This is a genomic window from Marmoricola sp. RAF53 (genome assembly GCF_052114005.1).
GTDB lineage: Bacteria > Actinomycetota > Actinomycetes > Propionibacteriales > Nocardioidaceae > Marmoricola.
The window spans coordinates 80,865-94,535 of record NZ_JBFRDX010000008.1 but is presented as its reverse complement, the minus strand read 5'-3'; the positions used below and the strand labels follow the sequence as shown (position 1 = coordinate 94,535).

Annotated in this window: 11 protein-coding genes; 8 read left to right on the top strand and 3 right to left on the bottom strand. The window is 70.0% G+C overall.

Translation table 11 applies throughout. The features are described 5' to 3' along the window. Positions 1 to 13: 13 nt before the first annotated feature. On the top strand, positions 14 to 520 hold the full coding sequence (locus tag AB4Y76_RS09610; RefSeq protein ID WP_441924561.1) for a hypothetical protein: 507 nt from the start codon (positions 14 to 16) through the stop codon (positions 518 to 520). 13 nt (positions 521 to 533) lie between these two features. On the opposite strand, the gene AB4Y76_RS09605 is transcribed toward AB4Y76_RS09610, so the two are convergent. The 3 genes from AB4Y76_RS09605 to AB4Y76_RS09595 form a co-directional block, all read right to left on the bottom strand. Beyond that, entirely contained in the window at positions 534 to 3,515 is a 2,982-nt protein-coding gene (locus AB4Y76_RS09605) for an Rne/Rng family ribonuclease (RefSeq protein ID WP_441924560.1), read from the bottom strand. Between the two features lie 185 nt (positions 3,516 to 3,700). Further along, positions 3,701 to 4,453, bottom strand: a complete 753-nt coding sequence (locus AB4Y76_RS09600) for a TIGR03936 family radical SAM-associated protein (RefSeq protein ID WP_441924558.1) — start codon at positions 4,451 to 4,453, stop codon at positions 3,701 to 3,703. Positions 4,454 to 4,499: 46 nt separating this feature from the next. Next, a complete protein-coding gene (locus tag AB4Y76_RS09595; RefSeq protein ID WP_441924735.1) occupies positions 4,500 to 5,666 on the bottom strand; it encodes a winged helix DNA-binding domain-containing protein in 1,167 nt (388 codons plus the stop codon). 227 nt (positions 5,667 to 5,893) lie between these two features. Here AB4Y76_RS09595 and AB4Y76_RS09590 point away from each other — a divergent pair, with 227 nt between their 5' ends. The 7 genes from AB4Y76_RS09590 to AB4Y76_RS09560 all read left to right on the top strand — a co-directional run bounded on the left by AB4Y76_RS09590 (position 5,894) and on the right by AB4Y76_RS09560 (position 13,645). After that, complete coding sequence (locus AB4Y76_RS09590; RefSeq protein WP_441924556.1) at positions 5,894 to 6,250, top strand: competence type IV pilus major pilin ComGC; 357 nt, start codon at positions 5,894 to 5,896, stop codon at positions 6,248 to 6,250. Positions 6,251 to 6,330: 80 nt separating this feature from the next. After that, complete coding sequence (locus tag AB4Y76_RS09585; RefSeq protein WP_441924554.1) at positions 6,331 to 7,431, top strand: type IV pilus twitching motility protein PilT; 1,101 nt, start codon at positions 6,331 to 6,333, stop codon at positions 7,429 to 7,431. A gap of 30 nt (positions 7,432 to 7,461) precedes the next feature. Continuing rightward, positions 7,462 to 9,198, top strand: a complete 1,737-nt coding sequence (locus AB4Y76_RS09580; RefSeq protein ID WP_441924552.1) for a GspE/PulE family protein — start codon at positions 7,462 to 7,464, stop codon at positions 9,196 to 9,198. A gap of 1 nt (position 9,199) precedes the next feature. Then, a complete protein-coding gene (locus AB4Y76_RS09575; RefSeq protein WP_441924550.1) occupies positions 9,200 to 10,405 on the top strand; it encodes a type II secretion system F family protein in 1,206 nt (401 codons plus the stop codon). Next, complete coding sequence (locus tag AB4Y76_RS09570; protein WP_441924548.1) at positions 10,405 to 10,884, top strand: type II secretion system protein; 480 nt, start codon at positions 10,405 to 10,407, stop codon at positions 10,882 to 10,884. Before AB4Y76_RS09575 ends, AB4Y76_RS09570 begins: the two co-directional genes overlap by 1 nt. Then, the gene (locus tag AB4Y76_RS09565; RefSeq protein WP_441924546.1) at positions 10,875 to 11,546 is read left to right on the top strand and encodes a type II secretion system protein; all 672 of its coding nucleotides are present in this window, start codon (positions 10,875 to 10,877) and stop codon (positions 11,544 to 11,546) included. The genes AB4Y76_RS09570 and AB4Y76_RS09565 overlap by 10 nt, the downstream gene beginning before the upstream one ends. After that, entirely contained in the window at positions 11,543 to 13,645 is a 2,103-nt protein-coding gene (locus tag AB4Y76_RS09560; RefSeq protein ID WP_441924544.1) for a hypothetical protein, read from the top strand. The genes AB4Y76_RS09565 and AB4Y76_RS09560 overlap by 4 nt, the downstream gene beginning before the upstream one ends. Positions 13,646 to 13,671 lie beyond the last annotated feature (26 nt).

The following is a 13,671-nucleotide window of genomic DNA, read 5'->3' as shown; positions in this document are numbered from 1 at the left end:
CCATGATGCGGGCATGACCCCGGCACCCGTCGAGAAGCCCGAGCGGCACGAGGAGCGGATCGTCGAGCTCCGCCGCGAGGGCTACACGATGGCGCTCTACGTCGCGATCTGCCTGCTCGCAGCAGGAGCGGCGGCACCCGAGGACCATCCCCCGCAGACGCTCGGGATCATCTGGGGCGTCACCCTCGGGCTCGCGCTCGCGCACTGGTTCGCGTTCCGGGTCTCGACCCGGCTGGTCGGATCAGGCGCCGTCGACCGCAGCGACCTGGAGCTCGGCGGGGCCCAGCTCGGCGGCGCGATCGCGGTCGCGGTGCTCGCGACGATCCCGGTCCTGCTCTGCCCCGAGTCGTACGAGTTCGAGGCGGCCGGCCTGCTGCTCGCCCTGTTCGTCGGCGGCGTCGCGTACGTCGCCAAGCGCAGCGGCGGTTCCACGCGCGGCTCGGCGCTGTTCTACGCGCTGGTCGTGCTGGCCGTCGCCGTGGTGGTGGTGGAGGTCAAGAACCGGCTCGCCGGTCACTGACCTCCACTCCTCCTCAACGCTTGCGCGAGCCCTTCTTCTTGACCGGCACGTGGAAGACGGAAGCCCCGTCCTCGCCCACGGCGCCCTCGCCGGCCTCGACGTCGGTCTCGGAAACCCCGGGGACCTCCGCCTGAGCCTCGTCCGTCGCCTCAGGCGCGGTCGCCTCCACCGCCGGGGCGGCCGCGGGACCGGCCGCACGACCGGCGCGGCGACGGCGCGTGGTGGTCACCACGACCGGCGCGGGGGCCTCGATGACCTGCTCGGGCTCGGCGGCAGGGATCTCCGGCTCCTCGACGACCTCCGGGGCCGTCTCCGGGGCCGTCTCAGGGGCCGTCTCGGGGGCCGTCTCGGGCGCCTGCTCCTCCGCTGCCTTGGCACTGCCGGCGGGCCGGGCGGCACGACGGCGACGGGTGCTGGTCACAACGACCGGCGCGGCCGGGGCCTCGACGGTCTCAGTGGTCTCGGTGGTCTCCGGCGCCTCGGTGACGGTCCCGGTGGTCTCGGTGACGCTCTCCGGGGCCTCGGCGACCTCGCCGCCCTCGACGTCGTCGGTCGAGGGGTGCGGCTTGGTCCCGGCCAGCGCCATCGGCGACGGCTTGGAATCGGACGCCGCCTCGGCAGGCGCCGCGTTGTCGGCGCGGCCACGGCCACGACCGCTCCGGCTGCGGCGGCCGGCGCGCGACTCCTCGCCGACGCCCCCGCCCATGCCGACGCTCTTGGAGCTCGGCTCGACCGGGTGCTCGTGGACGATCACGCCGCGGCCCTTGCAGTGGTCGCAGTCCTCGCTGAACGCCTCCAGCAGGCCGGTGCCGATCCGCTTGCGGGTCATCTGGACCAGGCCGAGCGAGGTGACCTCGGCGACCTGGTGGCGGGTCCGGTCGCGGCCGAGGCACTCGACCAGGCGACGCAGCACCAGGTCACGGTTCGACTCGAGCACCATGTCGATGAAGTCGATGACGATGATGCCGCCGATGTCGCGCAGCCGGAGCTGGCGGACCATCTCCTCGGCCGCCTCCAGGTTGTTCTTGGTGACGGTCTCCTCGAGGTTGCCGCCGGACCCGGTGAACTTGCCGGTGTTGACGTCGACGACCGTCATCGCCTCGGTGCGGTCGATGATCAGCGAGCCGCCGGAGGGCAGCCAGACCTTCCGGTCCAGGCCCTTGGCGATCTGCTCGTCGACCCGGTACGCCGCGAAGACGTCCTTGCCGTTGTTCTTGCCGGCGTCGTAGCGCTCGAGGCGCTCGTGGAGATCGGGCGCCACGTGCGAGACGTAGCCCTCCACCAGGTCCCAGGCCTGGTCGCCGTCGACGACCAGCTTGGAGAAGTCCTCGGTGAACAGGTCACGGACGACCTTGAGGGTGAGGTCGGGCTCGCCGTACAGCAGCTCGGGCGACCGGCCGATCTTGACCTTGCTCTCGATGTCGGCCCAGCGCGCGGTGAGGCGCTCGACGTCCTGGGTGAGCTCCTCCTCGCTGGCACCCTCGGCCGCGGTGCGGACGATCACGCCGGCGGTGTCCGGGACGATCTCCTTGAGCAGCGTCTTGAGGCGGTTGCGCTCGGTGTCCGGGAGCTTGCGGGAGATGCCGCTGGTGTTGCCGTCCGGCACGTACACCAGGAACCGGCCCGGCAGGCTGATCTGGCCGGTGAGGCGGGCGCCCTTGTGCCCGACAGGGTCCTTGGTGACCTGCACCAGGATGGTCTGGCCGGACTTCAGCACGGACTCGACCTTGCGCTGCTGGCCGTCCTTGTGGCCGAGCGCGGACCAGTTGATCTCGCCGGCGTACAGGACCGCGTTGCGGCCCTTGCCGATGTCGATGAACGCCGCCTCCATCGAGGGCAGCACGTTCTGGACCCGGCCCAGGTAGATGTTCCCGATCAACGAGGTCTGGGACTCGCGCGCGACGTAGTGCTCGACGAGGACCTTGTCCTCGATGACGCCGATCTGGGTCAGCTCGTCGCGCTGGCGGATCACCATGACGCGGTCGACCGCCTCGCGGCGGGCCAGGAACTCGGCCTCGCTGACGATCGGGGCGCGGCGGCGGCCGGCTTCACGGCCCTCGCGGCGGCGCTGCTTCTTGGCCTCGAGGCGGGTCGAGCCGCCGATGCTGGTGATCTCGTCCTCGGGGTTGCGCGGCTGGCGCACCCGGGTACGACGGCGGCGCGAGGTGGTGGACTCGTCGTCGGAGTCGCCGGCGTCACCCTCGGTGGCCTCGGCGGAATCGCCGGCCTCCTCGGACTCGGCACTGTCGTCGCCCCCGGCGCCCCGGCGGCGACGGCGGCCGCCACGACGGCGACGGCGCTTGGGGCCACCTTCGCCCTCGGAATCGGCGGTCTCGTCGGACTCGGCGCCCTCGGTGGCCTCGGCGGCCTCCTCGTCGGGGGTCTCCTCGTCCTCGGCCGGGGCCTCGGCGGTCTTCTTGGTGGTCTTCTTGGCGGCGCGCTTGGCGGTCTTCTTCGCCGGCTTCGCGGGGGCTTCCTCGGCAGCTTCGGCAGCGTCGGCAACGGCGTCGGCCTCAGCGGCGGGCTCGCCCTCGACCGGTGCCTCGACCGCCTTGGCGGCCTTCTTCGTGGTGCGCTTGCGCGGCGCGGCGGTCTTCTCCGGCGCCTGGAACAGCACCATCGGGGCACCGCTGGCGGCTGCCTCAGCAGCCTCGCTGGCCTCGGCGCTCTCCGCGCTCCCGGCCGGCTCCGCGCTCTCGGCCTGCTTCTTCGGCTTCGCGGCGGCCTTCTTGGTCGCCCGGCGCTTCGGGGCCGGGGCCTCGTCGGCAGCGGCGGGCGCCTCGTCGGCGGCGGGCTCGCTCGCGGCGGCCTTGGCCGTCTTCTTCGCGGCCGCCTTCGTGGTCTTCTTCGCGGCCGCCTTCTTGGTGGCCTTCTTCGCCGTCTTCTTGGCGGGAGCCGGCGCGCTCTCGGCGGCGGCGTCGGAGGCGCTCTCGGCCGGAACCGGTGCTGCCTCGTTGTTCTCTTCGTTGCTGGTCGGGATGTCTGTGTCGAGCAAGGTGCTCTCCTCGTGCACGACCACGGCGCGGTGCGCTGTGTGACCGTGCGGGTCACGCCGCGGAGACGAGCGCCGCGGCAAAAGCCTTCAGTCGGCGACGGCGATCTCCGTTTTCACGTCGCCAGGAAGAGCCGCTCGCGCCAGCCGCGGTCGCTCGCCGGGAAAGGAGAGCTGTCACCTGCTCCTCAGCCGGCCGCGTCGCGGTCGGGTGCCAACGGGTCCCCCACCGTGCCGTTCGCGGGATCCAGGGGGCCCTGCGCCAGCCGCTGCGCCAGGGCAGCAGAACCGGAACCGGTTCCCGAGATCTCGCGGAGTGCGGCGAGAACGTCGTCGGGTCTCACGGACGGGGTTCCGTGTCGCAAGACCACTCGGAGTATCGCACACGAACCCTGCAGGTCGTGCTTCGTGTCACACGCCCGCGCGTCGAGGGAGACGATCGCGGCACGCGCGTCGAAGGTGCGCAACCCCTTCTTCGTCATCCGCTCGACCATCACCTCCTCGGTCGCGAGCAGGCGTTCCACGCCGGCCGCCAGCTCCTCGACCGTGACGTCCTGGACGGTGATCTCCCACTCCGAGGCCCCCAGCCGGTCGGCGAGCGAGCCGCCCGCGCTGACCACGACCTCGAGCACGTCGAGCCCGTCCGGCAGCGAGGAGTCGAGCGCCGCGGCGACGGCGGCCGGGTCCTGCACGTCGGCGAGGCCGATCTCGAGGAACTCGGCCTCGCTGGCCGCGCCGGTCGGGCTGGCGCCGGCGTACGAGATCCGCGGGTGCGGGTTGAACCCCGAGGAGTAGGCCATCGGGATGCCGGCCCGGAACACCGCGCGCTCGAAGGCGCGGCTGAAGTCGCGGTGACTGGTGAAGCGGAGCCGGCCGCGCTTGGCGTACCGGATCCTCAGTCGCTGGACCGGAGGGGCCTGCTGCTCGGGCTGTTCACGCACCCGTGAAGGCTATCCGGGGTTTCGGGACGGTCGCCGCGCGACCTCCTCAACCAGCGGTCGCGGCCCGGGCCAGCGGCGACTGGTAGATCGACCGGACCACGTCACCGTCCAGCCAGGCGGTCAGCTCGGCGGCCTTCTTCGCGAGCGCCCGCGTGGCGTCGCGACCCAGGGGCTCGGCCGGGACGACGACCACGGTCCCGTCGTCGGTCTGGCGCCAGCCGCCCACGATCCTGCCCTCCCACCACGCCGTCGGGCCGCCGTTGCCGTTGCGGTCGAAGATCGCCTCCGCGTGCGGTCCGAGGTGGAAGGACCGATCCTTCCAGCCCATCGTGGTCGGGTCGAGCGCCGGCAGCAGCGCGGCCCACGGTGCCGGCTCCTCGACCGGCGCGACGTCGTCGGCGTGCACGAACCCGACGGCACCCGACTCCAGGTCGACCTCGACCAGGTCGAGCTCGCCGAGCGCGCGGCGTACGGCGGCCTTGGTGGCGCCGAGCCACCAGACCAGGTCGGCCTCGGTGCCCGGGCCGAAAGTGCGCAGCCAGGACGAGACCAACGCGCGGTAGCCCTCCGCCTCCGGCAGGGCCGGAGCGGCGTCGGGGAGCCAGTCCTCGGTCGCGGTCCAGCGCGGTCGGGAGGTCTTCCAGCCACCGTCGTTCTCGCCCCGGACGATCACCCCGGAGGCGGCCAGCGTGGTGAGCACCCGCGGCGCGATCGGCAGCTCGCCCCCGTACGCCTTGCCCTCGGCGTACCGGAGCCGCGCCTCCAGGGCCGGAAGAGTCGCCCGGAGCTGCATCGTCGTCATCGGGCCGCGCTCGCGGAGCAGGTCGTGGACCGCCGCGGTCTGTTCCTCCACCCACGCAGGCCCGTCGGCGGCGATCCCGCCCTTGACCACGTCGCGGGCGAGCTGGCCGCGCTGCTGCGTCGCCACCCGTGCGGCCGCACTCCCCCACACCGCGGGCAGCTGGTCGGCGGGGAAGGCGAAGACCGTACGGCGCATCGCGAGCTGCTTGACAACCGAACGTTCCTGATAGAGCGCCGCGTCGATCTCGTCGCGAGACGCACCGGTCCGGGCGAACACGGCCAGGTGGACCGACGCCGGCTCGGTGGCGTGCCAGCACGTCATCGCCCTGGTGGCGGATTCGACATCCCCGCAAGGCTTTTCGAGGCCGTGCCGGAGGGCGAGGCGGGCACGGCGCTGAGCGTCGGTGATCATCGGGCGAGCCATGAGCCCATTCCACCGGAAACGACCGACAGGACCGGACGTGACGCCACCCGACCGTGAGGTGCGTCTCCCCCGCCTGCGACCGGGATCCGCGGGCTAGACCAATCAATCCGAAATGTCGGATAGCGGAACCGCGATCCACCGGATCGCCCTTAACTTCTGGCACCACCTAACGCAGCGCTCTAGCTGCATCGGTCCTATTTTGGGGAGATAGACACATGCTTAGCAGCGCTATGAACCGGGCCCGGGGGGCCCGCAAGAACGAGTCTGGCTTCACGCTCATCGAGCTCCTGATCGTCATCGTGATCCTCGGCATCCTCGCCGGCATCGTCGTGTTCTCGGTCCGCGGTATCACCGACCGCGGTGAGAAGAGCGCGTGCAACGCGAACCTGAAGACGGTGCAGACCGCCTCCGAGGCGTACTACGCGAAGAACGGCTCGTACGCGGCCGACGGCGCCGCCCTCGTGTCGGGCGGGTTCCTGCAGAGCGACCCGACCGCGCTCACCGACGCCAAGACCAAGGTCACCTACACCACGGGCACCCCGCCGACCATCACCGGCGGCACCTCCTGCTGATCGACTAGTTCGCGGGAGGGCCGTCGCTCCGGCGGCGGCCCTCTCCCGTCCTCTACCGGCACCACAACCTGGGGGATCCCGTGTTCCACCACCCGCACCGCATCGGTGCCCGCATCGACCGCCTGCTCGAAGTCCTGTGGAACATCCGGGGCACCGACCTGCTCCTGACCGTCGGCCTGCCGCCGATGACCCGGGTCGACGGCGCCCTCTGGCCGGTCCCCGGCGAGGTCCCGCTGACCGCAGCCGACACCAACGCGCTGCTCGCCGAGGTCCTCACCCCGGAGCAGGCCGACGCCTGGGCCTCGGAACACGAGTACGACTTCTCCTTCAGCTGGCGCGACGAGGCCCGGATCCGCGGCAACGCGTTCACCCAGCGTGGCCAGACCGCCGTCGCGTTCCGGATGATCCCGCGGGAGATCCCGAGCCCGGACGACCTCGGGCTACCCGCCGTGCTCCGCGAGCTCGCGATGAAGCACCAGGGACTGATCCTGATGACCGGGCCGACCGGGTCCGGCAAGTCGACGACGCTGGCGTCGCTGGTCGACCTCATCAACACCAACCGCGCCTGCCACATCATCACCGTCGAGGACCCGATCGAGTACGTCCACGACCACAAGCAGTCCGCGGTCAACCAGCGCGAGGTGGGCACCGACACCGGCTCCTTCAAGCAGGCGCTGCGCTCGGTCCTGCGCGAGGACCCCGACGTCCTGCTCGTCGGTGAGATGCGTGACCTGGAGTCGATCCAGTTCGCCCTCACCGTCGCCGAGACCGGCCACCTGGTCTTCGCCACCCTGCACACCAACGACACCGCGCAGTCCATCGGCCGGATGATCGACGTCTTCCCGGCCGAGCAGCAGGCGCAGATCCGGGTCCAGCTCGCGACCGCGCTGAGCTGCGTGGTCTACCAGCGGCTGGTCCCGAAGACCGGCGGCGGCATGACCGCGGCGTACGAGGTGCTGGTGGCCAATTCGGCCGTCCGCAACCTGATCAAGGAAGGCAAGACCCATCAGCTGCGCAACTCGCTGATCACCGGCGCCCGGGAGGGCATGGTGACCCTGGAGCAGTCGTTGTCGGCGCTGATCCAGGCCGGTGTCGTCTCCGAGGAGGACGCCGCCGCGCGAAGCCTGTACCCCAAGGACATCGAGACCCGACCGCGCCTGACCGCCGGCTTGAGCCGTTGACCGTGAACCGATGAGCCAGGACGGCATCCGATGAAGATGGGCCGACGCAAGCGCGTCGAAGCAGTACCCACCGGCCCGACCCGGGCCGAGACCGACGAGCGCCTCGCACGGGCGCTGGTCCTGAGCGACAAGATCGATCAGGAGCAGATCGACGCCGCCCAGGCCGAGGCCGGGGCGGGCGGTCTGGCCGAGTCGTTGATCGCGCGCGGCACGATCACCGACGCCGACCTCACCGCGACCGTCGCGCACCACTACGGCGTGCAGGTCCTCGACTTCCGGGAGCTGACACCGGATCCGGTTGCGCTCGCGAAGCTGCCCGCGGACCGGGCCCGCGCCCTGGACGCGCTGCCGGTCTCGGTCGACGGCGAGACCGTCACGGTCGCGGTCCTGGATCCGTCCCCTGAACACCTCGACGCGATCTCCTCGGCGATGGGCACTCCGGTGCAGGCCGTCGCCGCGACGCGGCGCGACCTGCGGCGAATCCTGGGGACGGCCTACAGCGCGACCAAGGAGGTCGGCTCCCAGATCCAGGAGTTCGAGGCCCGTGACGCGCTGCGGTTGGAGGCCTCCCGCCTGGAGAGCGCCGGTGTCAACGAGGAAGCCCCGGTCGTCCGCGTCGTGCAGATGATCATCACCCAGGGCCTGCGCGACCGCGCCTCGGACATCCACATCGAGCCGTACGGCGAGCGAGTCCGCGTGCGCTACCGGATCGACGGCGCCCTGAGCGAGGTGCTCGACCTGCCCGGCTCGATCGGTCCGGCTCTGGTCAGCCGCGTGAAGATCCTCGCCGAGCTCAACATCGTCGAGCGGCGGCGGTCCCAGGACGGCCAGATCTCCATGGAGGTCGAGGGCCGCGCCGTCGACATCCGGGTCGCGACCACCGCGGTGGTCGGCGGCGAGAAGGTCGTGCTGCGGCTGCTCGACAAGAGCCGGCCCCTCTTCAAGCTCGCCCAGCTCGGCATGCCGGCCGAGACCGCCGAGCGCTACAGCGCGCTGATCCGCTCCCCCTACGGGATGGTCATCTGCGCCGGCCCGACCGGTGGCGGCAAGACAACGACGCTGTACGCCTCGCTCGGTGAGCTCAACAACGTCGACCGCAACATCATGACGATCGAGGACCCGGTCGAGTACACCTTCGACTCGATCAACCAGATCCAGATCAACGAGCAGGCCGGCGTCACCTTCGCCGACGGACTCAAGGCGATCCTGCGCCAGGACCCGGACGTCATCCTGGTCGGCGAGGTCCGCGACGTCGACACCGCCCGGATCGCGGTGCAGTCCGCGCTCACCGGCCACTTCGTGCTCTCCTCGCTGCACGCCACCGAGGCGGTCTCGGCGCTCTACCGGCTGCTGGACATGGGGATCGAGCCGTTCCTGATCGCCTCGTCGGTCACCGCGGTCGTCGCCCAGCGCCTGGTCCGGCGCAGCTGCACGTCCTGCCTGGAGCCCTACCACCCCTCGCCGGACGAGATGGACTTCCTGCGCACCTTCGGAGGGCGCGAGCCGGCCGGAGGGTTCCAGCACGGCGCCGGCTGCAACTTCTGCGCGCACACCGGCTACCTGGAGCGGATCGGCGTCTACGAGCTTCTCACCGTCACCGACGAGGTCCGCGAGATGGTCGTGAACCGGGCGCCGCACGACGAGATGCGCAAGCTCGCGGTCAGCCAGGGCATGACCACCTTGCAGGAGCAGGCCGTCCGCCTGGTCATGGACGGCACCACCACGGCCTCCGAGGCCATGCGTTCCATCTACGTGGCAGGAGTCTGAGATGCCGAAGTACGCCTACGTCGGAACTGACGTCACCGGCGCCCAGGTCAAGGGCACCGAGAAGGCCCCCAGCCGGACCGATGCCGAGCTCGCGCTCTACGAGCGGGAGCTGCGCGACCTCAAGGTCACCGAGAAGACCAGCATCCTGCAGTTCGAGATCACCGGGCCGCGCATCACCAAGGCCGAGGTCATGCACATGTCGCGCCAGATGGCGGCGTTCCTCCGAGCCGGCCTGCCGATCCTGGACGCGGTGCACTCGATCGGGGCCGAGGCCGAGAACTCCTCGGTCCGCCGGATGATGCAGGACATCGAGGACGGTCTGCGCACCGGTGAGAAGTTCTCCGACTGCCTGGAACGGCACGCGAAGGTCTTCCCGAGCTTCTACCGCGGCATCGTCCGCTCGGCCGAGCTCACCGGTGAGCTCGACGTCGTGCTCGCCCAACTTGCTCGCTACCTGGAGCGCGATCTCGAGGCGAGCCGCAAGATCAAATCCGCCACGATCTACCCGGCCGTGATCGCCCTGATGTCGGTCGTCACGGTCGGCGTGCTCGCGATCTACGTTCTGCCGAAGTTCAAGGAGTTCTTCTCCAGCCTCGACGCGACCTTGCCGCTGCCGACGAGGATGCTGCTGGCGGTCACCGACTTCCTCCAGGAGTACTGGTGGGCACTGCTCGGCGGCGCGGCGCTGCTCGCGCTGATCGGCTGGATCATCCTGCGCTTCGAGGGTGGCCGCTACGCACGCGACGCGTTCTTCCTCAAGATCCCGGTCGTGGGCGAGACGATCCAGTACGCGCTGGTCGAGCGGTTCTGCCGGGTCCTCTCTTCGATGGTGGGTGCCGGCGTAAACCTGCCGGAGGCTCTGTCCGTGGCGACGGAGTCGCTGCGCAACCGGGTGTTCCTGCGCCGGCTCGGCGAGGTCCGCGAGTCGATGCTGGAGGGTCAGGGCATCGCCACCCCGCTGGCGCGCACCCAACTGTTCCCCGGAGCGGCGACGCAGATGCTGCGCGTCGGCGAGGAGACCGGCTCGCTGGACACCCAGCTCCAAGTCACCGCCGAGTACTACGAGGCCGAGCTCGAGTACAAGATCAACAAGCTGACCGCGCTCTTCGAGCCGATGATCATCATCTTCATGGGGGTGATCGTCGGTTTCGTGGCGATCGCGCTCGTCTCCGCGATGTACGGCATCTTCAACCAGGTGGACGTCTGATGCAGGATCCCAGAGCCGCTGCACGGGGCGACCGGGGCGAGACCCTGGTCGAGGTCCTCGTCGCGGTCGTCATCCTCGGAATCGCCGGGGCCGCCGTGATGGCGGGGTTGCAGCTCTCGGTCAAGGCATCGGACATCCACCGCAAGGAGACCACCGGCGGCGCCTACGTCCGCAGCCTCGCCGAAGCGATCGAGCAGTACGTCGGCAAGACGGGAACGACGAACTACAAGCCGTGCGCCGCGGCCAACGCCTACCTGGTCGGTTCGGTGACGAGCACGCTCGACCTGCCGTCCGGCTACACCGCGACCCAGGACGCGGCCAAGAGCGTGAACACAGCGGGCGCAGCGTCCACCTGCAACAGCGACACGGGCGTCCAGCAGGTCACGCTCCGGATCGCGAGCTCCGACTCACGGGCCACGGAGAAGCTGGTCGTCATCCTCCGCAAGCCGTGCGATCCGAGTGTGGCCGCATGCACGTGAACACGCGGAAGCTCACGCAAGAGCGCGGCGACGAGGGGGTGACCCTGGTCGAGCTGGTGATCACGGTCGCGATCGTCGGCATCATCGTGGCCGCCCTCACCGGGGTCATCGTCGGCTTCCTCAAGACGAGTACCGCCACCGCCTCCCGGATCACCGAATCCCACGACGTGCAGTTCGCCGCGGCGTACTGGCAGCGCGACGTCGCCAGCACCGGGATCCGCTCCACGACCTACGACAGCAGCCCCTCGGTGCACATGTACCCGCTGCAGCAGTCCGTCGCGGCCAACGGGAACACCGGGATCACGCCGGGTTGCTCGATGCCGGCGGGCACCACGACGTTCGTGACCCTGGGCTGGAGCAACTACACCACGAGCTCGGCGACCGACACCCCGACGACCGTGACGGTCGCCTACGCGACCAAGCCGTCCGGAACCCGGTACGAGCTCGTCCGCGTCCGCTGCACGGGATCGGCGCAGGACTCGGTGGTCACCGTGGCGAGGAACCTCACCGGTACACCGACGGTGTCGTGCCCGGGCGGCTGCAACGGCTCCGCCTCCTCCGTCCCAGACATCGTGACCATGACCATCACCACCAACGACCCGGACGACCCGGGCGCGGTGAACTACAGCGCAACCCTCACGGGTGAGCGGAGGAACACATGACCAGGCTCCTCAGGCAGCGGATCGCCGCAGCCCGCGGCGACGACGGCGCGGTCCTGATCTTCGCTCTGCTCATCACCACCACGATCGCCCTGGTGGTCACGGCACTACTCACCCGCGGCAACGGGAGCCTGCGCGCGACCGTGGAGCTGCGGTCGGCCGCAGGAACGTCCTATGCCGCCGATGCTGCGGCCAAGATCGCCATCAACAACCTCCGCACCGGTGCCGGCTTCGCCTCGAACCCGAACGAGAGCGGCTTCAACAACAGCCTCGACGGAGTCGGGTGCTTCGGCAACACCGTCGGCAACAACGGCACCGACACCCTGGCGCTGAACAACTTCTACCCGGCCACCGGATCGCAGCAGAACCCGACCTCGGCGGTCGTCGAGTGCACCGGGGTCAGTGGGACCGGCCAGCAGGGCTCGCCGGTCCCGATCAACAACAGCAACAAGCCGGGCTACGCCATCATCACGCTCAACGGCCCGCTCACCACCTCGGACAACCTGAAGGTCCACGGCGGCATCTACTCCAACAGCACCATCGCCGGGCAGGTGACCCTGGACGCCGGTGATGCGTGGGCCTACGGCGCCTGCACGAACACGACGGTGACGGCACCGGCGACCAAGCACTGCAACGCGGGCGTCAAGATCAGCGACCCGAACTACAGCGACGATCTCGGTGGCACGGTCCCGACACTCCAGACGCCCCCGACCTCTTGCACCGGCGGCATCGCGATCTTCCAGCCGGGCTACTACGACAACGCCTCCACATTGTCCGCCGCGACCAGCCTGTGCTCGGTCGCCTGGTTCAAGCCCGGTACGTACTACTTCGACTTCCACAACGACAGCTGCGCGAACGTCTGCCCCAGCAACCTCTACGGGACGAGCGGGAACGTGTGGCGCACGGGCGGCAACGCGATCATCGGCGGGACTCCCGTGAACGCCAGTGGGACCGTGATCTCGCAACCTTCGAGCAACCCCACGCTCCCGGGTTCGTGCCAGAGCCCGATCACGGACACGAGCGCTGTCGGCGTGCAGTTCGTCTTCGGCGGCAGCAGCCAGATGTACGTCGACAAGAACGCTCAGGTCGAGCTCTGCGGGAGCTACCACTCGAACCGGCCGCCGATCGTTGTCTACGGACTGAAGACCGGGAACACGCCGACAGCGACGACCGACACCGCGCGGACCGCCTCCTCGGTCCCTGCCCCCGGCCTCTTCACCGGGGCGACGACGGCGAATCTGGCCGCTGCTGACGGAGCGCCGAAGGTCGCGACCTGGACGACGACCTCGGCGAGTGCGCAGAGCACGTCGCTGACCGCCCAGGGCTTCGCACCCAGCGCCACAGTGCCCCAGGGCGCGGTCCTCACTGCGGCCACGCTGCACGTGCGCCACCAGGATGCCGATGCGACCTCGAACTCGAACGCGTCCGCGAAGGTGACCATCGGGACCGCCACGACCGCGGCCCTTCCCCTGACCGCCTCGGCATCCATGGTGACGACCGATCTGGCGATCACCGGCGCCAACCTCAACACTCTGCAGACGGCCGTGCACGACAACGGGTACACCAGTGCCTCGGTCGCCTACACCGCGAACGCGAAGAAGAACAACGCGACGACCACCGTCGACATGATCACGCTCGACCTGACCTATTACGTCCCGGTCCTGCGTGGCGAGACCGGGACCTGTGTCGACGGCACCGCGCCGAGCTGCAAGTTCTTGTCGATGCCCGGCGGCAACAACAAGATCCTGCTCTACCTGCAAGGCACGACCTACGTGCCGCTCGCCGACGTCGACGTCCAGCTCGGCAACTTCAGCGCCGAAGTGGCCAAGTTCGGCATCGTCGCGCGCCAGGTGGAGTTCGCGATCACGAACGGCAACCCGAGCTGGACCGGCCCGATCTTCGAGATCCCCGACAATTCGCCGGGCTACGGGTACTCGAACTCGAGCGTCGACCTCAAGGTCCATCTCTGCCCCGGACAGGCGACCTGCAGCACCAGTGCCGCCACGGCGCTGACTTCCCGCGTGCAGATCTGGGACCCGAGCGGGGCGCCCGCTCCGCCCGGTCGCCAGGTCAGCATCCTGAGCTGGAGCCACAACCGCTGAGCGAGCACGTCCAGGCGGTCCTCACG